A 22,346-nucleotide genomic window follows, 5' to 3' on the forward strand; every position below is an offset into this window, starting at 1 on the left:
AAGTAATTCGGAATCGCAAAAAAATCAGCCGCTGCGAAGCGGGAGGGCGCGTAGCGCACACCCGCCTGACGGCGGCTGTCGTTGTTTTGACACGGACGCTCTAGTTTAGGCGAACCGTCCGGAGGCGGCAACTGCTCCTCTCCGGCCGGCTCACCGCGACGCTATGCCGCGCCGCGGGCCCTGGCGATGGGCTTACAGGGTGGCGTGCAGGCCCTGCAGGTCATACACATCCAGGTGCTGCATGTGCTTCAGACCTTCCACCGCGGCGCGAGCACCGGCGATGGTCGTGTAGTACGTGACGCGCTGCGCCAATGCTGCCTGCCGGATCGAGCGCGAGTCAGCGATTGCTGCACGCGTCTCATCGACAGTCGTGAAGACGAGCGCGATCTCGCTGTTCTTGATCATGTCGACAATGTGCGGACGGCCGTCCTTCACCTTGTTGACTACGCGCACCGGAATGCCGGCAGCTTCAATGGCAGAAGCCGTGCCACGCGTCGCCACGATCGGGTAGCCCAACGTATGCAGCGCGCGGGCGACTTCCACGGCTTGCGGCTTGTCGCTGTCCTTGACGGTCATCAGCACGGTGCCCTTCTCGGGCAGGCGCGAACCGGCGGCGAGCTGGCTCTTGAAGAGCGCTTCGCCAAACGTCTTGCCGACGCCCATGACTTCGCCAGTCGAGCGCATTTCCGGTCCGAGCACCGGATCGACGCCCGGGAACTTGTTGAACGGGAACACTGCTTCCTTGACGCTGTAGTACGCCGGCACGACTTCTGTCTCGACGCCTTGCGACTCCAGCGACTGACCCGCCATGCAGCGAGCGGCAACCTTGGCCAGCGGCACACCGGTCGCCTTCGACACGTACGGCACCGTACGCGAAGCACGCGGGTTCACTTCCAGGACGTAGACGATGTCTTCGCCGCCCTTCTGCTGAATGGCGAACTGCACGTTCATCAGACCGACCACGTTCAGCGCCTTGGCCATCGCGGCGGTCTGGCGCTTCAGTTCGTCGACGGTCGCCTGCGACAGCGAATACGGCGGCAGCGAGCAAGCCGAGTCGCCCGAGTGCACGCCAGCCTGCTCGATGTGCTCCATCACGCCGCCGATGAACACGCGCTTGCCGTCGGACAGGCAATCCACGTCGCATTCGATCGCGTCGTTCAGGAAGCGGTCGAGCAGCACGGGGCTGTCGTTCGACACCTTCACGGCCTCGCGCATATAGCGCTCGAGATCGCGCGGCTCATGCACGATTTCCATCGCGCGGCCGCCCAGCACATACGACGGACGCACCACCAGCGGGTAACCGATTTCTTCGGCCAGCTTGAGCGCTTCGTCTTCAGCACGCGCGGTGCGGTTGGGCGGCTGGCGCAGGCCCAGCGAGTGCAGCAGCTTCTGGAAGCGTTCACGGTCTTCGGCGGCGTCGATCATGTCCGGCGACGTGCCGATGATGGGCACGCCGTTGGCTTCCAGGTCCAGCGCGAGCTTCAGCGGTGTCTGGCCGCCGTATTGCACGATCACGCCAACCGGTTTTTCCTTGTCGACGATTTCCAGCACGTCTTCCAGCGTCACCGGCTCGAAGTACAGGCGATCGGACGTGTCGTAGTCGGTCGAGACGGTCTCCGGGTTGCAGTTGACCATGATGGTCTCGTACCCGTCCTCGCGCAGTGCCAGCGCGGCGTGCACGCAGCAGTAGTCGAACTCGATACCTTGGCCGATCCGGTTCGGGCCACCGCCCAGGACCATGATCTTCTTGTTGCCCGTCGGCTCGGCTTCGCACTCGCCATGCTCGGCTTCGTACGTCGAGTACAGGTAGGCCGTGTTGGTCGCGAATTCGGCGGCGCAGGTGTCGACGCGCTTGTAGACCGGCCGCACCTTCTCGGCGATACGCTTTTCGCGCACGGCCTTGGCTGTCGTCTTGGTCAGCTTGGCAAGGCGGCGGTCGGAGAAACCCTTCTGCTTGAGCAGACGCAGCTCGGCAGCCGAGAGGCTTTCCAGGGTGCGGGACTTCACCAATGCTTCCGTCTTGACGATGTCTTCGATCTGCGCCAGGAACCACGGATCCACGGACGTCTCGGCATAAACCTCGTCGATCGACAGGCCGAGGCGGAATGCGTCGCCCAGATACCAGATCCGATCCGGACCGGCTTCGCCGATCTCTTCGATGATCTCGTCGCGGTCGGTGGACTTTTCGTCCAGGCCGTCCACGCCGACTTCCAGGCCCCGCAGCGCCTTCTGGAACGACTCCTGGAACGTCCGGCCCATGGCCATCACCTCGCCGACCGACTTCATCTGCGTGGTCAGGTGGCTGTCGGCCTGCGGGAATTTCTCGAACGCAAAGCGCGGCACCTTGGTGACCACGTAGTCGATCGACGGCTCGAACGACGCCGGCGTCGCGCCACCGGTGATCTCGTTCTTCAGCTCGTCCAGCGTGTAACCGACGGCCAGCTTGGCAGCGACCTTGGCGATCGGGAAACCGGTGGCCTTCGAGGCCAGTGCCGACGATCGCGACACACGCGGGTTCATCTCGATCACGATCATCCGGCCATCCTTCGGATTGATCGAGAACTGCACGTTTGAGCCGCCGGTATCCACGCCGATCTCGCGCAGCACGGCCAGCGAGGCGTTACGCAGGATCTGGTATTCCTTGTCGGTCAGCGTCTGTGCCGGCGCCACGGTGATGGAGTCACCGGTGTGGATGCCCATCGGATCCAGGTTTTCGATCGAGCAGACGATGATGCAGTTGTCGGCCCTGTCGCGCACGACTTCCATCTCGTATTCCTTCCAGCCGAGCAGCGACTCTTCGATCAGCAGCTCGTTGGTCGGCGAGAGGTCGAGACCGCGCTTGCAGATCTCTTCGAATTCTTCGCGGTTGTAGGCGATGCCGCCGCCCGTGCCGCCCAGCGTGAACGACGGACGGATCACGATCGGGTAGCCGCTCGTGCCGGTTTCCTTGGCGATCTGCGACTGCACGGCCACGGCTTCGTCCATCGAATGTGCGATGCCCGACTTGGCCGACCCGAGACCGATCTTGGTCATCGCGTCCTTGAACTTCTGGCGGTCTTCGGCCTTGTCGATGGCCTCGGGCGATGCGCCGATCAGCTCGACGTTGTACTTCTTCAGCACGCCGTGGCGATGCAGGTCCAGCGCGCAGTTCAGCGCGGTCTGGCCGCCCATCGTCGGCAGGATCGCGTCGGGGCGCTCCTTGGCGATGATGCGCTCGACGACTTCCCAGGTGATCGGCTCGATGTAGGTCACGTCGGCCGTGTTGGGGTCGGTCATGATCGTGGCCGGGTTGCTGTTGACCAGGACCACCTTGAAGCCTTCTTCACGGAGCGCCTTGCAAGCCTGCGCGCCGGAGTAATCGAATTCACACGCCTGGCCGATGATGATCGGACCCGCGCCGATGATCAGGATGGTTTTGATATCTGTACGTTTTGGCATAACCCGCTCGATTCGATTAATTCAGTGTGGCCGTCGCCAGCTTGGCGGAAAAGCCGATAAACATGGCGCCGACGCCGCTGCTCATACCGGCAGACAAACGTCGTCGCGCGCGGAACGCCGCGGCCAGCCGCGCGCCCACGAAGATGATGGTGGTCAGGTACAGGAAGCTGCAGATCTGGCAGACCAGCCCAAGCACGACGAACGACACGACCGGCAACGCGTAGTGCGGATCGACGAACTGGATGAAGAACGAGATGAAGAACAGGATCGCCTTCGGGTTCAGCAGACTGATGATCAGCGCCTTCTTGAACGGGTGCGATTCATCGGCCGGAGCCGCGTCTTGTGCGACGGACTCGCCGGCCTTGCGCACACGCCAGTTGCGAACCGCGCCACGCAGCATCTGCAGGCCGATCCACGCCAGATACGCCGCGCCGATGTACTTCACGACGTAGAACAGCGCCGGACTCGCCTTCAACAGCGAAGCCACGCCCGCTGCCGACAACACCATCAGGATGGCATCACCCAGAAACACGCCGCACGCGCCCTGGTAGCCCGCGCGCACACCGCGGCGGGCCGCCACCGACAGCACGTACATCGAATTCGGCCCCGGCAGCAGCACGATGAAAATCGTGCCGAGCAGAAAGGTCCAGAACTCGGTGATGCCGAAGTGGGCGAGCATGAAGGCGTTCATGGGGGATGCGCTCTCGTTGCTTTACTGTTTGGCTGCGTCCATCGCCGCGGTGAAGCGGTCAAACAGATACGCGATGTCGTGCGGACCGGGCGACGCTTCCGGGTGGCCCTGGAAGCAGAACGCCGGACGGTCGGTCAGCTCGAAGCCCTGCAGCGTGCCGTCGAACAGCGAGACGTGCGTCACGCGCGCGTTGGCCGGCAGCGATTCCGGGTCCACTGCAAAACCGTGGTTCTGCGAGGTGATGACCACGCGGCCGTCCTGCAAATCCTTGACCGGGTGATTCGCGCCGTGGTGGCCGGTCTTCATCTTGAGCGTCTTGGCACCGACAGCCAGGCCCATGATCTGGTGGCCCAGACAGATGCCGAACGTCGGCAGGCGACGCTCCAGGAACTCCTTGGTGGCAGCGATAGCGTAGTCGCACGGCTCCGGATCGCCGGGGCCGTTGGAAAGGAAGACGCCATCCGGGTTATGCGCCAGCACGTCGGCTGCGCTGGTTTGTGCCGGCACCACCGTCACGCGGCAGCCACGCTCGGCGAGCATGCGCAGGATGTTGAACTTGACGCCGAAGTCATACGCGACCACGTGGTACTTCGGGGCTTCCTGCTTGCCGTAGCCGCGGCCCAGCGCCCATTCGGTTTGAGTCCACTCGTACGGCTCGGTTACGGACACGACTTTCGCCAGATCCATGCCCGACAGGCCCGGGAACGAGCGCGAGAGGTCGATAGCCTTCTGCACGTTGTCTTCGCCGGCGAGAATGCAACCGTTCTGGGCGCCCTTCTCGCGCAGGATTCGGGTCAGCTTGCGCGTATCGATCCCGGCAATGGCGACAACTTTCTCGCCCTTGAGGTAATGCGAAAGCGTGTGCTCCTTGCGGAAGTTCGACGCCAGGATCGGGAGATCCTTGATGATGAGACCGGCGGCATGGACTTTCGTAGCTTCGACATCCTCACGGTTCACGCCAACGTTACCGATATGCGGATACGTGAGCGTGACGATCTGGCGCGAGTAGCTCGGATCGGTAAGGATTTCCTGATAGCCGGTGATTGCGGTGTTGAACACCACTTCGCCGATCGTATGACCGGCCGCACCGATGGAATAGCCACGAAAGACCGTGCCGTCTGCAAGCGCGAGAATGGCGGGCGGGAAAGACGGCAACACGGGTAGCTCCTGCTGGATTCACCCTGTGCCGACCTGATCACCTTGGCGCCGAAGCGGAATTCCGGCTATGCGGAATCCGGGCCGTTTGCGCGCCGAGAGTCGGGGCTGGGACAGAACTCACCAGAAATCACCGAGAAACGAGGCAGACGGGGCGGTAGGCGGGAGGTAGGAAGCGGTTGGCGCTAGGGTGATGGGTTTCTGAACTCAAACCCAACAAGTATACCCGGACACCGCAAAAAACTCAATGAAAGGAAGGACTTAACGGCGCGTGCCGCCCGATTTGTGACGTCCCGCCGTGCCCACGAGCCCGTGATCGAGCTGGCGAGAACGTCACTTTCTCATCGTCTAGTCACCTCGCACGGCAGCCTGCACCTGAGCCAGCGCCGTGGGGTCTTCAATGGTCGTCAGATCTCCCGGGTCACGCCCTTCCGCCACGGCCTGCATCGCCCGGCGCAGCAGCTTTCCGGAGCGCGTCTTGGGCAGCGCCCCGACAAAGAACACGCGCGAGGGCCGTGCCACTGCCCCGAGCTGCATCTCGACTGTGCGCATCAACTCACCTTCGAGGGCCAGGCGCCCCGTCGGCTCGGCAATGCGCGAAGCGTCACGCACGATGGCAAACCCCATCGCCACCTGCCCTTTGAGCTGATCGGCCACGCCCACCACCGCCACCTCGGCGATGGCGGGATGCGACGACAGGCTTTCTTCGATCTCGCGCGTACCAAGGCGGTGGCCCGCCACGTTGATGACGTCGTCGGTGCGGCCGAGGATGGTCAGGTAGCCCTCCTCGTCACGCACGCCCCAGTCGAAGCTCGAATAGATGTGCCGGCCCGGGAACGCAGACCAGTATGTCTGCAGAAAGCGGGCATCGTCACCCCAGACGGTCGTCATGCAGCCCGGCGGCAGCGGCGCGGCAACGGCGAGGAGCCCCTTCTCGCCGGGGGCGCAGGGTTCGCCGGTGGCCTCGTCCAGGATGTCGAGCTTGTAGCCATAGACCGGGAAACCCGGCGAGCCGAGCTTTTGCATGGAAGGCTCAACCCCTTGCGGAATGGCCAGCATCGGCCAGCCGGTCTCGGTCTGCCAGTAGTTGTCGACGATGGGCTTGTGCAGTGCCTCGCCGATCCAGCTTGCGGTGGGCTCGTCCAGCGGCTCGCCGGCAAGGAAGAGGCGGCGCAGGCTCGACAGATCATGTCGCTGCAGCAGCGCCGGATCCTGCTTTTTGAGTACGCGAATGGCGGTCGGTGCGGTGAACATCACGTTCACCCGATATTGCTCGACGATGCGCCACCAGACCGCACCGTCGGGACGGATTGGCGTGCCTTCGTACATGACCGTCGTCAGGCCCGCGAGCAGCGGCGCGTAGACGATGTAGCTGTGTCCCACCACCCAGCCCACGTCCGAAGCGGTGAACATCGTGTCGCCGGGCTGCGTACCGAAAATGAGCGGCATCGACGCCGCGAGCGCCACCGCATAGCCGCCGGTATCACGCTGCACGCCTTTTGGTTTGCCGGTGGTACCGGAGGTGTAGAGGATGTACGAGGGCTCGCTCGATTCCATCCATTCGCACGGCACCTCGGCGTTCGCGTGCTGGGCGGCGAGCGTTGCGTAGTCGACATCGCGCGGGTTGCGCTGCATGGGCGCGAGTTGGCGATTGACGAGCAGCACGCGCTCGGGCTTGTGGGCCGCCAGCTCGATTGCAGCGTCGAGCAACGGCTTGTACTCGACCACCTTGCCCGCGCGCGAGCCCGCATCCGCACTGACGATCACGCGCGGCCTGGCGTCATCGATGCGCGTGGCGAGACTGTTGGAGGCAAAGCCGCCGAACACGACCGAATGGATCGCGCCGATGCGTGCACAGGCCAGCATGGCGAACGCGGCTTCCGGAATCATCGGTAGGTAAATCAGCACGCGGTCGCCCCGTCTGACGCCCAGCGCCTGCAGGCTCGCCGCCATGCGGTTGACCTCGCGATGGAGCTGGCGATACGTGTACGTGATCTCCAGGCCGGTTTCGGTGGAGACGTACACCAGCGCCGCTTGCTCACCGCGGGTGGCGAGATGCCTGTCGACGGCGTTGTGGCAGAGGTTGGTGCGTCCGCCCACGAACCACTTTGCGAATGGCAAGCGCGAATCGTCCAGGACGGCAGAATACGGCGCCTGCCATTCGATGCGCTGGGCCTGTTCGCCCCAGAAGCCAGCGGGGTCATCAATGGAGCGCTGATACAGCGCGCGGTACGCGGCGGACATGGGCATGATGTTGTCTCCTGGCCATCGTACGCGATGGCCCAATCTTGGTTGTGCTTGATGCACCTACTTTGCGATCGCCAACTTACGCGGGTCTTACCGCCACCCCAAAACAAAACGGCGCCCCGCAGGACGCCGTTTCTGTTGCCAGTCTCAGCGCCTCTTGCGCTTGACCGAACTGGATGAAGTTGCCACCGGCTTCGCCTTGACCACCGGCTTGCCGGCCACCTTCGCGGTCGGCACGCGCGGGGTTGCCGTTGCGGCGCGCGACGTTGTGGCCGATACGCGCATGACACGCACGTGCCCGCCACGACTGCCACCGCGCGCCTGCGGCAGCATCAGCACGACGCTGTGCCCTTTCGGGATGGCGTCGCCAGGCAACTGGTTCCACGCACGAATCTGGGCAACCGATACGCCGTAGCGCCGCGACAGACCCGCCACCGTGTCGCGCTTGCCCGCGCGCACCACCACCTTCCTGAGGTCGGGCATGTCCGGCTCGACCGCCATGGTGGCGTTCTCGGCCAGCTCGGGGCTGATGTCGGGTGCGTTCTCCTGCGCGCCGTCCACTCGCGGTACCACCACGGTGGAGCCCGCCTTCAGGCGCATGCCCTTCGGAATGCGGTTGATCTCGCGAATGGTGTCGGGGTCAACTTTCAGCCGGGCCGCCAATGCCTCAACGCGCTCGCGGTTGCCGACCGTCACGGCCGTCCAGCTCGAGAGGCCGCCGCGACAGGTGTTGAGGTTGTATTGGAACGTTTCCGCGTTGTCATACGGCAGAAGAATCTGCGGGTTCGACGCGCCGAGGATCACCGGCCGGTTGAACGACGGGTTCAGCGCCTTGAACTCATCCATCGGCAGATTCGCCAGCTTGGCTGCCAGCGTCACATCAATATCGCGTGACGTGGTGACGGTGACGAAATATGGATGGTTCGGAATCTCGGGCAGCGTGACCCCGTAGCGCTCTGGGTTGGCGATGATGTTCTTCACCGCCTGGAGCTTGGGCACGTACATGCGCGTCTCGGCGGGCATGTTCAGGTTGACGTAATCGGTCGACAGGCCGGCTGCCTGGTTGCGCGCAATTGCCCGCGCCACCGCACCTTCGCCCCAGTTGTAGGCGGCCAGCGCGAGTTGCCAGTCGCCAAACTGGTCGTGCAGCTTGGAAAGATAGTCGAGCGCGGCGTCGGTCGAGGCCAGCACATCGCGGCGCTCGTCCTGGAAGACGTTCTGCTTGAGGTTGTAGGTTCGGCCAGTGCTCGGGATGAACTGCCACATTCCGGCAGCCTTGGCGCTCGACACCGCCTGCGGGTTGAACGCGCTTTCCACGAACGGCAGCAGCGCCAGCTCGGTGGGCATGTTGCGCCGCTCCAGCTCTTCGACGATGTGATACAGGTAGCGGTTCGAGCGATCCACCATGCGGCGGAAGGCTTCCGGGCGCTGCGCATACCAGTCGGTACGATCATCCACGGCCGAGCTTTGCAGATCGGGCATGGAAAACCCTTGGCGAATGCGCGCCCAGAGATCCTTGGCCGGCCCTTTCAGGGACGCGACGGGCTGCTGATCGATATTGACGACCGGCGCAGACGCTTGGCCGGCGGCGGTGGAGGCGCTGGTGCTGGCCGTGTCGGCGTTCGGCCCGGGGGCCGTTGCACAGGCCGCGAGGAGCAGACTGAGCACAGTTGCCGCAAGGAGTCGCACGGATCGCATCAAGTTCTGAGGGGTTAGGGCTAAAAATTGCCCCAGATAGTAAGAAACGCATCCGACCGCGTCAACCCGCGTTCACCCGGCGTGCCGCTTGCCCAATGCATCACATCTGGCCGCCTTATCGCCGCGCGCCGAGCGTTCTCAACGGAAATCGTTCTTCCACTGGCGCAACGCGGCGAATACTGCAACGGGGTCATCCGCGTCGATGCCTGCGTGGCGTGCCACGGCCTGCGTCACATTGGCGTCATCCGATCGTATGAAGGGATTGGTCGCCCGCTCGTGGCCAATGGTCGTGGGCACAGTCGAGCGGCCCTCGGCCCGCAACGCCGTTACCTCATCCTCCCAGGCTGCCAAGTCGGCGTTACCAGGTTCGACTGCGCGCGCAAAACGCACATTCGATGCCGTGTATTCATGCGCGCAATAGACACGCGTATCGGGCGCCAACGCCGCCAGCTTGGCCAGCGACGCGCGCATCTGCGCGGGCGTCCCCTCAAAAAGCCGGCCGCAGCCGGTGGCGAAGAGTGTATCGCCACAAAACAGACTCGCCGATGCGGCATTACCCTGAAGGTGCCCCACATAGGCGACGTGACCGCTGGTATGACCGGGTACATCGATCACCCGGAATGTGGCGGCTGGCTGCGTGAGCGTCACGACGTCGCCTTCGCGCACGGCCTGCGTGCGGCACGGGATCGATTCGTGGGCTGGACCGATGACCGGCAGCGGCGCGCCCTCGGGATTCTGCGGATACGCGTCAAGCAGTTCGCGCACCCCGCCGACGTGATCGCCATGATGATGTGTGATTACAATGGCACCGAGCGCGAGCCCGCGTTCCTTCAAGAAGCGCAGCACCGGTTGCGCGTCGCCCGGGTCGACGACAGCAGCCACGCGGCCATCGTGCAGTGCCCAAATATAATTGTCGGTAAACGCAGCGATCGCCTCGACCTCAAGCGCTACACCGCGCGGCACACCACCCTGGACCATGTCCGACTCCTCTAACGATCGTCGCATTATAGATTGGCACCACTGGCTCGCTTCGCCGCCCGGGCAATATGTCCTGCGGTGGGAGCAGGCCCAGTTCGATCGCACGGTGGCCGACATGTTCGGCTATCACGCGCTGCAGCTAGGCCACCCTGGCTTTGGGGCGCTGCGCGAGAACCGCATCCCGCTGATTGCCCGCGTGGTGGACGACATCGACCCGACGGCCCCCACCGAAACGCTCGACCCGATGGATGGCGACCCCGCTGAATCCGCCGATGCGGCCGACGGAGAACCCGACACCAGCACGCCACCACGCCAAGCCACGCCCCGCGTCATCTGCCGCTATGACGAACTGCCCTTTGCTTCGCAGAGCATCGACCTCGTCGCCTTGCCCCACGTGCTGGAGTTCACTGACGATCCGCACGAAGTGCTGCGCGAAGTGGCGCGCGTGCTGATGCCCGAGGGGCGCCTGATCATCACCGGCTTCAACCCGCTCAGCCTGTGGGGCATGCGCCAGGGCATGCGGCGCTTGGGCACGGAATCGTTTCTGCCTGCGCAGAGCCAGATGATTGCGTTCACGCGCCTGAAGGACTGGCTGAAGCTGCTCGGATTTGATATCGTGCGCGGCCGTTTCGGCTGCTACTGCCCGCCCAATCGCTCGGACAAATGGCTGCAGCGCACCGCCTTCATGGAGAAGGCCGGCGACCGCTGGTGGCCGATCTTCGGCGCGGTTTACATGCTGCAGGCTGTCAAGCGCGTGCGCGCCATGCGCCTGGTCGGTCCGGCTTGGAAGACGCGTAAATCGCCGTCGCTGGTGCCGGCCGGCACGCCGGTCGCGACACCTTCGGGCTCGCATTCGACCAAGGCACCGTCGGCTACTGCGCGCGACGGCAAATCGGGCGTCTGAGCGCGCCCGTTCCACTCACTGATCACCCATCGTTTCTCAATGCAGGAAGTCACCGTTTATTCCGATGGCGCGTGCAAGGGCAACCCCGGCCTCGGCGGCTGGGGCACCGTGCTCGTCTCGGGCAGCCACGAAAAAGAACTCTTTGGCGGCGAAGCGCTGACCACCAACAACCGCATGGAATTGATGGCCGTGATCGAGGCATTCCGCGCGCTGAAGCGGCCGTGCCGGGTGCAGGTTTACACCGATTCGCAGTATGTTCAAAAAGGCATCAGCGAATGGTTGGCCGGCTGGAAGGCGCGCGGCTGGAAGACAGCCGACAAGAAGCCCGTCAAGAACGACGACCTCTGGCGCACGCTGGACGAACTCGTCGCCGGGCATGAGGTGAGCTGGCATTGGGTCAAGGGCCATGCCGGCCACCCCGGCAACGAGCGCGCCGATGCGCTGGCCAACAAGGGCGTCGAAATGGCGCGCCAGGCAAAGGCCTGACGCGGCGGCCGCACGCCCGTTCACCTGCCCGCGCAGCGCTGCGTCGGGATCCGCGGCGCATTTTCGGCGGTGGTCGTGACGTACTGCGGTTTGCCGTCCTGCGTATAGATGAGCCGCAGCGGGCCACGCTTGGAAAGACCATCGTCGATGTCCGCCTGCAGCAGGCCGGTCTGCGCCCATGCATCACCACCGATGCTGCGCTTCTGCATCATGACGGGGCGATTCGCGCCCGGCTCCCAGTTGGCCTGGCGCTCGGGCACGTAGCGGTTGGGCAGCGTGCCGTATGCGTAGAGCTGGCTCAACGCGTCGGCGAGGTAACGCCCAGCTTGGTCATTGAAAATCGGCAGGTCCTGGTTTCCGAGTTCGCCCCGGATACGCTGCGCCTCGGCAGTGCACGTTGGGGCGGCATTGTCGGCGGCGCGGGCGTAGGACATGCCGATCGCAACGGCCGCGGCGACAAGCCACGTCAATACGCGATACAGGCGGCGTGGGCGGGTGGTGGGAATCACGGACATCGGTTCGGTATGCATGCGAGCTTCTCCGTTGAACATTGAAGTAACGTGGTGGTGAATCAGGACAGGAACAGCTTGCGTTCGGCCTGACGACGCTTCGTCAGCCCTTTGAGCGGCTTGCCGCCGGCCTTGTCCCACAGCAGGAACTGGTTGGCTGCGCCGGCGTAATCGCCCGCGTTGAGCTTGCGCAGCAGCGTCGACGAGCGAAGCCGCCCCGCCCCCAGGTTGAATACAAAGGACGCCAGTGCGTCGAATTGACCTTGCGTAATCGACACGCGCACGGCCTTGGCAATGCCCTGCTCGGTGTCGGCGAGGTCTTTGCGCAGCAGCGCTTCGGCCTGTTGCTGCGAGATCGGCCCATTAAAGGTCTCGCCGGGCCGAATCAGGTGGCCGTAGCCGATGGTCGGTTTGCCGACCGCATCCAGATACGTCGACAGACGCAGCCCTTCCGATTCCTTGATCAGCGCGAGGCCTCGCTCGCCGGTGGCGCGCGGGTTGTGCTCAGTGCTCATCGCTCTTCTCCTGGGGCGTGCTGGGGTTGGCGCGGCCGTCTGGAGCCTCGGCATTTGGCTGCACAGGCCGTGGCACCAGCCGATTCGTGTATTCGTCGATGACGCGCATTACGGCTTCCGGCGCCTGCAACGCGGTGAACTTCATCTCGATGTCGATGTGCTCGCTGTCGCGGCCGGTGTCACGCTTGGAATGCGGCGCGAGCGAGACGTAGAACCGGCCAACACCGCCGGTGGCAGCGCCGTGCACGGGCAAGGTCTCGGCAATGTCGCTGCGTACGGTCATGTTCACCGTCATTTCATCGAGCGCGAGGCCACGCGGCATCGCAAGCGACACCAGCGGCAGCGCCAGCCGGTGCTGACTGTCGAGCGCAAGTTCGACCTCCCGCGCCACCAGCGTGCCGGCCTCGTCGGCATCGAAAAACTGATCGAGTAGCGCGGTGTACTGCTGCGCAAGCATCTGGTTGGCGGACGCGGCGGCGTGCTGCATGCCACGCGTGATGTCGTCCAGCGTCAGGCCATTCAAGCCCGGATGACCGTGGCTGTTACTGCCACCACCACCGCCAGGGGGCGATGAACCCGGAGGCGACGGCGGAGGCGCATCGGACGCTGCCTCGGAAAACGGCGCGGCACCGGAAGACCCAGGTGGCGCCGGCGGCGAACTGGTGGGCAGTGCCGACGGTGTGGCGGGCGCTGACGATGCACGGTCATCGTCACGCCCGCGGCGGCTGAAGAGTTTGAACATGGTGTCGGGTCGGTCGAATCGATCAGGTCAATGGGCGGCGCGCGGCAGGCGCGCACCGATCAGGACGCCGACCGTGGGGAGGCCGGCCGGCGTCCGTCGCCGGGGCGGCTTACGGAGTTGCCGGAGCCGGGGCCGGCGCGTTACCGCCAGCCGGCACCTTTTCGCCGATCATCGTGCCGTCGGTCGGCGTGGCGGGCAGCGGCTTGACGTCGTTCTCCTTGCCCTTGACGACCACCGGCTTGGTTGCAGCGTCAGTCAAGAACTCCATCACGCGCATCAGCGCTTCCGGCGGGTTCTGGCGCTTGACCTGGGTGTGGAAGGAGTACTTGGCGCGCGTATCCGTGCTACGCGTCTGCTCCGACTTGTGCGAGGCGCGGCCCGACACCGATACGCTGAACGGGCCCCAGCCGAATTTGGCCTGGAAGGACCCTTCTGCCTCGGTGGTGGACGACGATTTCTCCGACTGCGTAATCTCCAGTTCGAAATCGATCGTGCCCTCCTCGATGGCGATCACCGGATGCACGACCGCGCACAGCAGTGGAATACGCATCGTCTTCTGGATCGTGCCCTGCGCCACGCCCTTCTCGTCGACGATGGTTTCGTCGTAATCAAATTGCACCGCAACGGCTTTGCCGTTCTGAATACAGACCTGCAGCAGAAAATCCGCATAGGATTTTGCCGCCGAGGTTTGCGCTGCGATCATGGCCTGCAGCGGCGCAGAGATCATCTTGTCGATTGGCAGCGCATTGATAACCGACCCGATAAGTCCGTTGTCCATTTAAAACTCCTCACATTGAATTATTTGGGCGCACAGGTTTGTGTGCCCGAATCCAAAGTAAGAGTTTTTCCTGCGGGGTTCGATGCCTCGAAAGTCCCAGTCATGGCCACGGAACAGCGACCCAGTACATGACGAATGGCAGCCCGTGACTTTCGGCACTGCACTTCCGTTTCAATGCATCCGGATCGATCCCGCTCTACAAAATAATCGGTTTCGCCGAAAACAATTAACTGAAGTACGAGGGGTCGATGAATATTCTGGTAATCGACAGCTTGCCGCTTTTTGCGGCAGGTGTGTCCAATGTATTGAATGCACTCGACGCGCAGGGTGTGTTTATCGATACGCACTACACCGCGCAAATCGGACCGGCTTGCAGGCAAGCCGAACCCACAGCCGTCGTGATGGAATGGAGCGCAGAGGACGACGACGCGCGACAACGTTTATCGGAGTTGAAAGCGGTGCTGCCAGAAGTGCCTGTGTTGCTGACGGTTCAAGCGGTGGGCCGGCACGTGGTGGGCGACGCGCTGCGCTTCGGCGCAGCCGGCGTGGTCGACCGGCAGGCCACGGCCGATGTCCTGCTGGAGGCCCTGCAGCGCATTACCTCGGGCGCGGTCTACTTGCCGCCCATCAGCAATCTCTACCCCGATGATCCGCGCCACACCCCTGGAGAGAGCCCGGCCGAACTCTGGCGCCGCCTCACGCCGCGGCAGCATGAGGTGCTGCAACTGCTTGCAGAAGGCAAATCCAACAAGCAGATCTGTCGCGTGCTCAACGTGGCTGAGGGCACGATCAAGAACCATCTGTACGCGCTGTTCCGGCAGATTGGCGTCAACAACCGGACCGAGGCCGCGCTCTGGCTCTCGCGCTGCAAGGCAAGCCTCGTCCGCCTGCAGATGTGTGCGATGTAGCACCGCACGCCACCACTCGCCCGTGGCCTCCGGCAGCCTTGCCGGACGTTACGGGCCAGCGAGGTCGCCACCCATGAAAACACTGAGCCGGTCATTGCATTCACGCAACCACGCCATACACTGGTTGCAAGGCGGCGCACGGTGCATCGCCGTTTTTTCATGGAGGCCGCCCATGGAAAGCATCGAATTCCACACCAGCCCGCCACGCTACTGCGCCGCGGATCTCACCCTCACCTGCACCGCCAGCGTCGACGGCATGCCGGCCTGCTATGCGGTGACGGCGGAAGCGCTCGAGGAGCATTTCGGCGCCCGCTCGTGGCGGCAGGAAGATCTGCTCCAAGCCATGGAATCGCACCGCGGCACCATTGAAGACATGGCGCGCTCACTCTTCAAGCTGACGGACTCGCACAACATCGTGCTGCGCAGCGGCCATTTCCGGTTCGGCATGTAGCTGTCCCGAGAGCAGCATGGCCGACATCTGCGCCTGCGGTGGATATGAAGAAAGCCAGCGCAAGGCTGGCCTTGTGGAAACGGAAGGGTGCTAGTCAGGCCTGCACTCGTGCTTCATCTCGCGGCGCCCATCTTCGTAGACCACCTCCAGCCGGCACGTGAAGCCCCACAGGCGTACGACGTGGCGCAGCATCTCTTCGTAGTTCGACCCGAGCGGGCGACGGCTGCTCTGCAAGTGGCGCAGCGTCAATGAGCGATCTCCACCCACGTCGACGTTGGTCACCTGGATATTCGGCTCGATGTTCGACAAGTCGTACTGTCCTGCCAACAACTCTCGGATCTTGCGATAGCCATCCTCGTCGTGGATGGCGGTGACGCGCAGCTTGGCATCGCGGTCGTCATCGAGCACGGAGAACAGCTTCAACTCACGGATCACGCGCGGCGAGAGGAATTGCAAGAGGAAGCTCTCGTCCTTGAAGTTGCGCATGGCGAAGTCGAGCGTCTTCTGCCATTCGCTGCCGGCAATCTCGGGCGCCCAGCGGTAGTCTTCCTCTTCCGGCGATTCACAGATGCGCCGAATGTCCTGGAACATCAGAAAGCCCAGCGTGTACGGGTTCAGGCCGCTGTAATACGGGCTGTTGAATGGCGGCTGATAGATCACGTTGGTGTGGGCCTGCAGCAGCTCGAGCATGAAGGCGTCGTTGACGAGTTTTTCGTCGTACAGCTTGTGCAGGATGGTGTAGTGCCAGAAGGTGGCCCAGCCTTCGTTCATCACCTTGGTCTGCCGCTGCGGATAGAAGTACTGCGCGATCTTGCGCACGATGCGCACGATTTCTCGTTGCCAGGGCTGCAACTTGGGCGCGTTCTTCTCGATGAAGTACAGCAGGTTCTCTTCCGGTTCCGGCGGGAATTGCGGATCGGGTTCCGGTATGTCGTCCGCCGTTGCGAGCGCGCGAGCGCGGTGCGTCGGCAGCGTGCGCCACAGGTCGTTCACCTGCGCTTCCAGGTATTTCTCGCGCTCCGCCTGGCGCGCCTGCTCTTCGTTGATCGACAGCTTCTTCGGCCGCCGATAACGATCGACCCCGTAGTTCTGCAATGCGTGGCAGGAGTCGAGCAGCAGTTCCACCTCCTGTTCGCCGTAGCGCTGCTCGCATTCGGCCACGTAGTTCTTGGCGAAAAGCAGGTAATCGACGATCGCGTCGGCGTTCGTCCACGTGCGGAACAGGTAATTGCCCTTGAAGAAGGAGTTGTGGCCATAGCAGGCATGCGCGATCGTCAGCGCCTGCATCGGCATCGTGTTCTCCTCCATCAGATAGGCGATGCAGGGATTCGAGTTGATGACGATCTCGTAGGCCAACCCCATGAGCCCGCGCTGGTAGCCGCGCTCCGATGCAAGGAAATGCTTGCCGTATGACCAGTGGTTGTAGCCCAGCGGCAAGCCGGACGACGCGTAGGCATCGAGCATCTGCTCAGCGGTAATGATCTCGATCTGGTTCGGATAGGTGTCCAGGCCGAAGTCTGCGGCAATCTGGGCGATGCTTTGGTCGTAGCGCCTGATCAGCTCGAAAGTCCACTCCGAGCCCGTAGATAGATAGGCCATGCTCGTTCCCGTTGGTCCATCACACTGGGTCACAGATAGTGTGCTCGCCATGGCACACACCGCCACTGCACGGCGACAGTGCCAAGCTGGAGCAACCTGGCGCCGCCCGATCGGCGATCAGGCAGCGCGCTTCTGAAACAACTCGTGCAGTACCGGATAGATTTCGTCCGCCTTGAGAATGCGCTGCATCGCGAAGTTGTCGTGCCCCGCCTTCAACGTAAGATACTCCTCCCACAGGTTCTGGGGCTCCGTGGAAACCACCTCAACATAGGCGTAATACTGCGTCAGCGGCAGGATCGTTTCGCGCAGCAGCTTTGCGCATAGCTCAGAATCGCCCGCCCAGTTGTCGCCATCCGAAGCTTGCGCGCAATAGATGTTCCATTGGCTCGGCGAATAGCGCTCCTGCATCACTTCCGCCATCAGCTTGAGTGCGCTCGACACGACAGTGCCACCCGACTCGCGCGAGTGGAAGAAATCCTCCTCATCCACCTCCTTGGCCACGGTGTGGTGGCGGATGAAGACGACGTCGATACGCTCGTAGTTCCGCTTCAGGAACAGATACAGCAGCATGAAGAAACGCTTGGCCAGGTCCTTGCGCGATTCGTCCATCGAGCCGGATACGTCCATTACGCAGAACATCACCGCCTGCGCCTGTGGGCGCTTGCGCAGCACGCGATTGTTGTAGCGTAGATCAAGCTTTTCGATAAACGGTACGCGATCCAGGCACGAGCGCAGATGGCGCATCTCCTTCATCAGCTCTTGCGCACGTACGCTGTAGGGGCCGTCGTTTTCCAGCTCCTCGTTGTACTCGCGCTCCAGCTCGTGCAGGCGGCGCTGATACGGGCTGGACAACGCGATACGGCGACCGATCGAACTGCGCATCGTGCGCAGAATCGACAGGTTGGACGGCGTGCCGTCGAGCGAGAAGCCCGCGCGCACCTTGCGCACCTCGGCGATCTTGGCCAGGCTGCGCTTGGCAAGATCGGGCAACGCCATGTCTTCGAAAAAGAAGTTGAGGAAGTCTTCGCGCGAGAGCGTGAAGATGAAATCGTCTTCGCCCTCGCCCGAGTCGCTGGCTTGCGAACCGGTACCGCCGCTGCCCTGCTGCGGACGGTCGAAGCTGTCGCCGCGAATGAACTCCTTGTTGCCCGGGTGGACGCCCTCGCGGCGCCCGCCCGAGCCGTGGTGGAACATGGGCTCCGAGATGTCCTTGACGGGAATGGACACCTGCCCGCTCTGCTCGATGTCCATGATCTTGCGGCCCGTCACGGCCTTGGCCACCGCGCGGCGGATCTGGTCTCGGTAACGCTTGATGAAGCGTTGCTTGTTGACGGTGCTCTTGCCGCCACCGTTCTCCCGCCGATCAATGATCGTGCCCATGTAACTGCCCTCGATTGGAAGTTCGCTGGGGTGTCCTTGCCCTCTCCTGACCTCCTTAAGATGATTTCCTGACGCGCAGGTACCACTCCACCAGCAAGCGGACCTGCTTCTGGGTATAGCCTTTCTCCACCATGCGGTTGACGAAGTTTTCGTGCTTCTCCTTGTCGTCATGCGACGACTTGGCATTGAACGAGATGACCGGCAGGAGGTCCTCCGTGGTCGAGAACATCCGCTTCTCGATCACCGCACGCAACTTCTCGTAGCTGGTCCAGACCGGGTTCTTGCCTCCGTTCTTGGCCCGCGCACGCAGCACGAAATTGACGATCTCGTTGCGGAAGTCCTTCGGGTTGGAAATGCCCGCGGGCTTTTCCACCTTCTCCAACTCGTCATTCAACGCGCTGCGATCGAGAATTTCGCCAGTGTTCGGGTCGCGATATTCCTGATCCTGGATCCACAGGTCGGCGAACACCACGTAGCGATCGAAGATGTTTTGCCCGTACTCCGAATACGACTCCAGATACGACGTTTGGATCTCCTTGCCGATGAACTCCACGTACGGCGACGTGAGGTATTCCTTGATGTAGGACATCAGCTTGGATTCCGTCTCCGGCGGGAACTGCTCGCGCTCGATCTGCTGCTCGAGCACGTACAGCAGGTGCACCGGATTGGCCGCCACCTCCGTCCCGTCGAAGTTGAACACCTTCGAGAGCACCTTGAAGGCAAAGCGCGTCGACAAGCCCGTCATGCCCTCGTCGATGCCGGCAAAGTCGCGGTACTCCTGGTACGACTTCGCTTTCGGGTCGACGTCCTTCAGGCTCTCGCCGTCGTACACGCGCATCTTCGAGAAGATGTTGGAGTTCTCGGGCTCCTTGATGCGCGTGAGCACCGCGAACTGCGCCATCATCTTCAGCGTGTTCGGCGCGCACGGCGCAGCGGCCAGCGAGCTGTTGCGCAGCAACTTGTCGTAGATCTTCACCTCGTCCGACACGCGCAGGCAGTACGGCACCTTGACGATGTAGATCCGATCCAGGAAGGCCTCGTTGTTGCGATCGGACTTGAAGCTTTGCCACTCCGCCTCGTTCGAGTGCGCCAGGATGACGCCATCGAACGGGATTGCGCCAAAGCCCTCCGTGCCCTTGTAGTTGCCTTCCTGCGTGGCCGTCAGCAGCGGGTGCAAGACCTTGATCGGCGCCTTGAACATCTCGACGAACTCGAGCAGCCCGCGGTTGGCCAGGCACAGCCCGCCCGAATACGAATACGCATCCGGATCGTCCTGCGGATAGTCCTCCAGCTTGCGGATGTCGACCTTGCCGACCAGCGACGAAATATCCTGATTGTTTTCGTCGCCGGGCTCGGTCTTGGAGATCGCAATCTGCGACAGCACCGACGGGTGCAGCTTCACCACGCGGAAGCGCGTGATATCACCATTGAACTCGTGCAGCCGTTTCACCGCCCACGGCGAGGCAATCGAGTTCAGATAGCGCCTCGGGATGCCGTAGTCTTCCTCCAGAATCTTGCCGTCCTCCTCAGGCGAAAACAGCCCGAGCGGGGACTCGTGAATCGGCGAGCCCTTCAGTGCGTAGATGGGGATCTGCTCCATCAACGACTTCAACTTCTCGGCAAGCGAGGATTTGCCCCCGCCCGGTGGCCCGAGCAGGTAAAGAATCTGTTTGCGCTCTTCAAGACCCTGCGCGGCATGCTTGAAGAAGGAGACGATCTGCTCGATCGTATCTTCCATGCCGTAGAACTCCCGGAAGGCCGGGTAGATCTTGATGACTTTGTTGAAGAACAACCGCGACAGCCGCGGATCGTGGTGAGTGTCCACCAGTTCGGGCTGTCCGATTGCGGTGAGCATGCGCTCAGCGGCGGTCGCGTAGGCGGTCGAGTCTTTTTTGCAGATATCCAGATACTCCTGGATGCTGTACTCGTCCTCTTTGCGTGCTTCAAAACGCGTTGCGTAGTGGCGGAAAATATCCATATCTCCCCCGTAGATTTCTTCCCTACTCCACACCAACAAGCGAGAGCCAGGCTAGTTCTTGCGTGCGTTGCTGATTCCACTGTAGACGAATCACCGATGATCACAAGAACGGTTGATGGCGCCGAACGGTGCACAACCAATCGCGATTGCGTTAGCGCTCGGCAGCATCAAGTGCTAAATGGACCTTGCTCGATGCATCAGCACACGCACCCCACGACGATCGGCTACCCCGAGCGCAGCAGAAAGCGTACCCATGCCGCCTTCCCGCGCTCGCAGGTTGGTACGTAACCGATCTGCGCGAGTTCCCGCGCGCACGCTGAATACAGGAGGGGGATATCCCTGCATTTCAGTGCGCCGCCAACTGTGATAGCACCGTACTGCGCATGGCGCGCGCCTGCGGCGTTACGTTTGTAGCGGCAGCCTTTCTTGCGGTGATGCAACAACCCAGTGTGCAAAGCACGGGACGATATGCGTTTTATCGCCCGGCAGGCGCCCACAGCTCCTGTCGGAACGACCGAAACAGATCGACCGAAGGTGTCTCTTTTTTGCCCCAGAGGCAAGTTTTGCCGGACGCGATGAAGACGCTGTCCGAAAAGCCCGCACGGAGAACGCGGACAAAGAAGCGACTTCTCGTCAGTTTGGTGCGTGGTGCAGGGATCGAACCCTGTAACTCAGTCGTGTGAAACGAAAATCAGCGCTTCCTAACGCCGCCTCGCCTAGACGGCGCCTCGATCCTATCTCTCAGTCGCGAGTACCGATCCCGCCACTTTTCCGCCGACGGAAGCGACCGAACACATGGCTCACGATGCATCATTTCTGCCGGAGCACGCCCCCGTAGCCGAATGCGCCGCGCATCGGCCCCCACTGCGCTACGCCATCCCCGAAACGCGCTTGATTTCTTCGGTCACGATTGCAATCAACGCCTCGGTCGCCGTGCTTAACGGCCGCTGAGGATGGCTGACGCAGACCAGATGCCGCACGATGCGCGGCGCGACAATGGTATGCATGCGCAGCCGTCCCTCTTCCACGGCACGCTGCACCACGATGCGCGGCAACACAGTGGCGAAACGCGTAGCTTCAACGAACTGCACGATGGTCCCAAGGATGTCGATTTCGAACTTTGGCGCCAGCGTGACGTCATGCGCCTGCGTGGCAGTATCCAATACCACGCGCAGGCCGTGCGACTTCGTCGGTAACACAAGCTCCAGTCCAGGCAGTTTCGCCATTTCCACCGATTCCGGTAATTCAGGGCCATTTGCGACACTCGTCACTAGCACCATCTCTTCGTCATGCAGGGACTGCACCTGCAGCGCCAGCCGACCACGTTGGCGATGGACCACCGCTGCATCGAGCTGGCCAGCGGAAACAAGGTTGATCAGTGCCGTGCTGAAGCCATCTGCCACAGACACCTCTACGTTCGGATAGCTCGCGTTAAAGCGGGCCAGGGCTCCGACCAGCACGCTCTCTGTCTCGGAAGCCACCATGCCGATCGTGATGCGGCCGGCCATATGCTCCTCGCGCTGCATCATCTGCTGCCGGGCACTCGCGAGATCGCGCACGATGGGTAGAAAAAGTCGGTGCATCATCCGGCCGGCGGCAGTTGGCGCCATACCGTGCGGGATGCGTTCAAAAAGCTTCTGTCCGAACTCATCCTCGAGCTTGGCTATCTGCATGCTCAGGGCCGGCTGCACGATATTCATCCGCTTGGCTGCCCGCGTGACAGAGCCTTCTTCGAAAAGCGCGATGAAGTACTGAATTTGCTTGAGATCCATATTCGGATGGGTATGAACGGTACCGCGTGCGGCATCAATCTTTGCGGTCCCTGCGACGATGGTCATGGCACCCCATGCCATCAATTATGAGACACAGCGGTTCCATCCCCGTCGGCG

The 22,346-nt window shown here is 62.7% G+C and carries 18 protein-coding genes; 4 read left to right on the forward strand and 14 right to left on the reverse strand.

Annotation, left to right across the window (positions count from 1 at the left end):
- Window positions 1-192: 192 nt before the first annotated feature.
- The 6 genes from carB to gloB all read right to left on the reverse strand — a co-directional run bounded on the left by carB (window position 193) and on the right by gloB (window position 10,207).
- Window positions 193-3,438, reverse strand: coding sequence for a carbamoyl-phosphate synthase large subunit (gene carB, locus RP6297_RS08470; protein ID WP_009240898.1), 3,246 nt, complete (start codon window positions 3,436-3,438; stop codon window positions 193-195).
- 16 nt (window positions 3,439-3,454) lie between these two features.
- On the reverse strand, window positions 3,455-4,129 hold the full coding sequence (leuE, locus tag RP6297_RS08475; protein WP_004634267.1) for a leucine efflux protein LeuE: 675 nt from the start codon (window positions 4,127-4,129) through the stop codon (window positions 3,455-3,457).
- Window positions 4,130-4,150: 21 nt separating this feature from the next.
- Window positions 4,151-5,287 (reverse strand): glutamine-hydrolyzing carbamoyl-phosphate synthase small subunit, encoded by a 1,137-nt coding sequence (gene carA, locus RP6297_RS08480; RefSeq protein ID WP_009240899.1) that lies wholly within the window; start codon window positions 5,285-5,287, stop codon window positions 4,151-4,153.
- 345 nt (window positions 5,288-5,632) lie between these two features.
- Window positions 5,633-7,534 (reverse strand): propionate--CoA ligase, encoded by a 1,902-nt coding sequence (prpE, locus tag RP6297_RS08485; RefSeq protein WP_009240900.1) that lies wholly within the window; start codon window positions 7,532-7,534, stop codon window positions 5,633-5,635.
- A 144-nt stretch (window positions 7,535-7,678) separates the two neighbouring features.
- Window positions 7,679-9,229: a transglycosylase SLT domain-containing protein gene (locus tag RP6297_RS08490; protein ID WP_009240901.1), complete on the reverse strand. Its 1,551-nt coding sequence runs from the start codon at window positions 9,227-9,229 to the stop codon at window positions 7,679-7,681.
- A 138-nt stretch (window positions 9,230-9,367) separates the two neighbouring features.
- Entirely contained in the window at window positions 9,368-10,207 is an 840-nt protein-coding gene (gene gloB, locus RP6297_RS08495) for a hydroxyacylglutathione hydrolase (protein ID WP_009240902.1), read from the reverse strand.
- Between gloB and RP6297_RS08500 the strand changes: the two genes are divergently transcribed.
- Window positions 10,206-11,111 carry a class I SAM-dependent methyltransferase gene (locus RP6297_RS08500; RefSeq protein ID WP_169743514.1) on the forward strand — a complete coding sequence of 302 codons (906 nt, stop codon included), beginning with the start codon at window positions 10,206-10,208 and terminating at the stop codon, window positions 11,109-11,111. The two genes, gloB and RP6297_RS08500, sit on opposite strands and share 2 nt — an antisense overlap.
- 39 nt (window positions 11,112-11,150) lie before the next feature.
- Entirely contained in the window at window positions 11,151-11,597 is a 447-nt protein-coding gene (gene rnhA, locus RP6297_RS08505; protein WP_009240904.1) for a ribonuclease HI, read from the forward strand.
- Window positions 11,598-11,617: 20 nt separating this feature from the next.
- Here the strand turns inward: rnhA and RP6297_RS08510 are convergent, their stop codons facing one another.
- The 4 genes from RP6297_RS08510 to RP6297_RS08525 form a co-directional block, all read right to left on the reverse strand.
- Complete coding sequence (locus tag RP6297_RS08510; protein WP_009240905.1) at window positions 11,618-12,127, reverse strand: hypothetical protein; 510 nt, start codon at window positions 12,125-12,127, stop codon at window positions 11,618-11,620.
- Window positions 12,128-12,168: 41 nt separating this feature from the next.
- On the reverse strand, window positions 12,169-12,621 hold the full coding sequence (locus RP6297_RS08515) for a lysozyme (RefSeq protein ID WP_009240906.1): 453 nt from the start codon (window positions 12,619-12,621) through the stop codon (window positions 12,169-12,171).
- The gene (locus tag RP6297_RS08520; protein ID WP_009240907.1) at window positions 12,611-13,363 is read right to left on the reverse strand and encodes a DUF2589 domain-containing protein; all 753 of its coding nucleotides are present in this window, start codon (window positions 13,361-13,363) and stop codon (window positions 12,611-12,613) included. The genes RP6297_RS08515 and RP6297_RS08520 overlap by 11 nt, the downstream gene beginning before the upstream one ends.
- A 109-nt stretch (window positions 13,364-13,472) precedes the next feature.
- Window positions 13,473-14,141 (reverse strand): DUF2589 domain-containing protein, encoded by a 669-nt coding sequence (locus tag RP6297_RS08525; RefSeq protein ID WP_009240908.1) that lies wholly within the window; start codon window positions 14,139-14,141, stop codon window positions 13,473-13,475.
- Between the two features lie 248 nt (window positions 14,142-14,389).
- Between RP6297_RS08525 and RP6297_RS08530 the strand changes: the two genes are divergently transcribed.
- Both RP6297_RS08530 and RP6297_RS08535 read left to right on the forward strand, forming a co-directional pair.
- Window positions 14,390-15,049, forward strand: a complete 660-nt coding sequence (locus RP6297_RS08530) for a response regulator transcription factor (protein ID WP_009240909.1) — start codon at window positions 14,390-14,392, stop codon at window positions 15,047-15,049.
- Between the two features lie 172 nt (window positions 15,050-15,221).
- Window positions 15,222-15,500, forward strand: a complete 279-nt coding sequence (locus tag RP6297_RS08535) for a DUF1488 family protein (protein ID WP_009240910.1) — start codon at window positions 15,222-15,224, stop codon at window positions 15,498-15,500.
- A gap of 90 nt (window positions 15,501-15,590) precedes the next feature.
- On the opposite strand, the gene RP6297_RS08540 is transcribed toward RP6297_RS08535, so the two are convergent.
- The 4 genes from RP6297_RS08540 to RP6297_RS08555 form a co-directional block, all read right to left on the reverse strand.
- Entirely contained in the window at window positions 15,591-17,099 is a 1,509-nt protein-coding gene (locus RP6297_RS08540) for a SpoVR family protein (RefSeq protein ID WP_009240911.1), read from the reverse strand.
- 117 nt (window positions 17,100-17,216) lie between these two features.
- A complete protein-coding gene (locus RP6297_RS08545) occupies window positions 17,217-18,479 on the reverse strand; it encodes a YeaH/YhbH family protein (RefSeq protein ID WP_009240912.1) in 1,263 nt (420 codons plus the stop codon).
- 55 nt (window positions 18,480-18,534) lie between these two features.
- On the reverse strand, window positions 18,535-20,457 hold the full coding sequence (locus RP6297_RS08550; RefSeq protein WP_004634293.1) for a PrkA family serine protein kinase: 1,923 nt from the start codon (window positions 20,455-20,457) through the stop codon (window positions 18,535-18,537).
- 869 nt (window positions 20,458-21,326) lie between these two features.
- Window positions 21,327-22,229, reverse strand: a complete 903-nt coding sequence (locus RP6297_RS08555) for a LysR family transcriptional regulator (protein WP_037028845.1) — start codon at window positions 22,227-22,229, stop codon at window positions 21,327-21,329.
- Window positions 22,230-22,346 lie beyond the last annotated feature (117 nt).

The sequence above is a fragment of the Ralstonia pickettii genome, from assembly GCF_016466415.2.
GTDB lineage: Bacteria > Pseudomonadota > Gammaproteobacteria > Burkholderiales > Burkholderiaceae > Ralstonia > Ralstonia pickettii.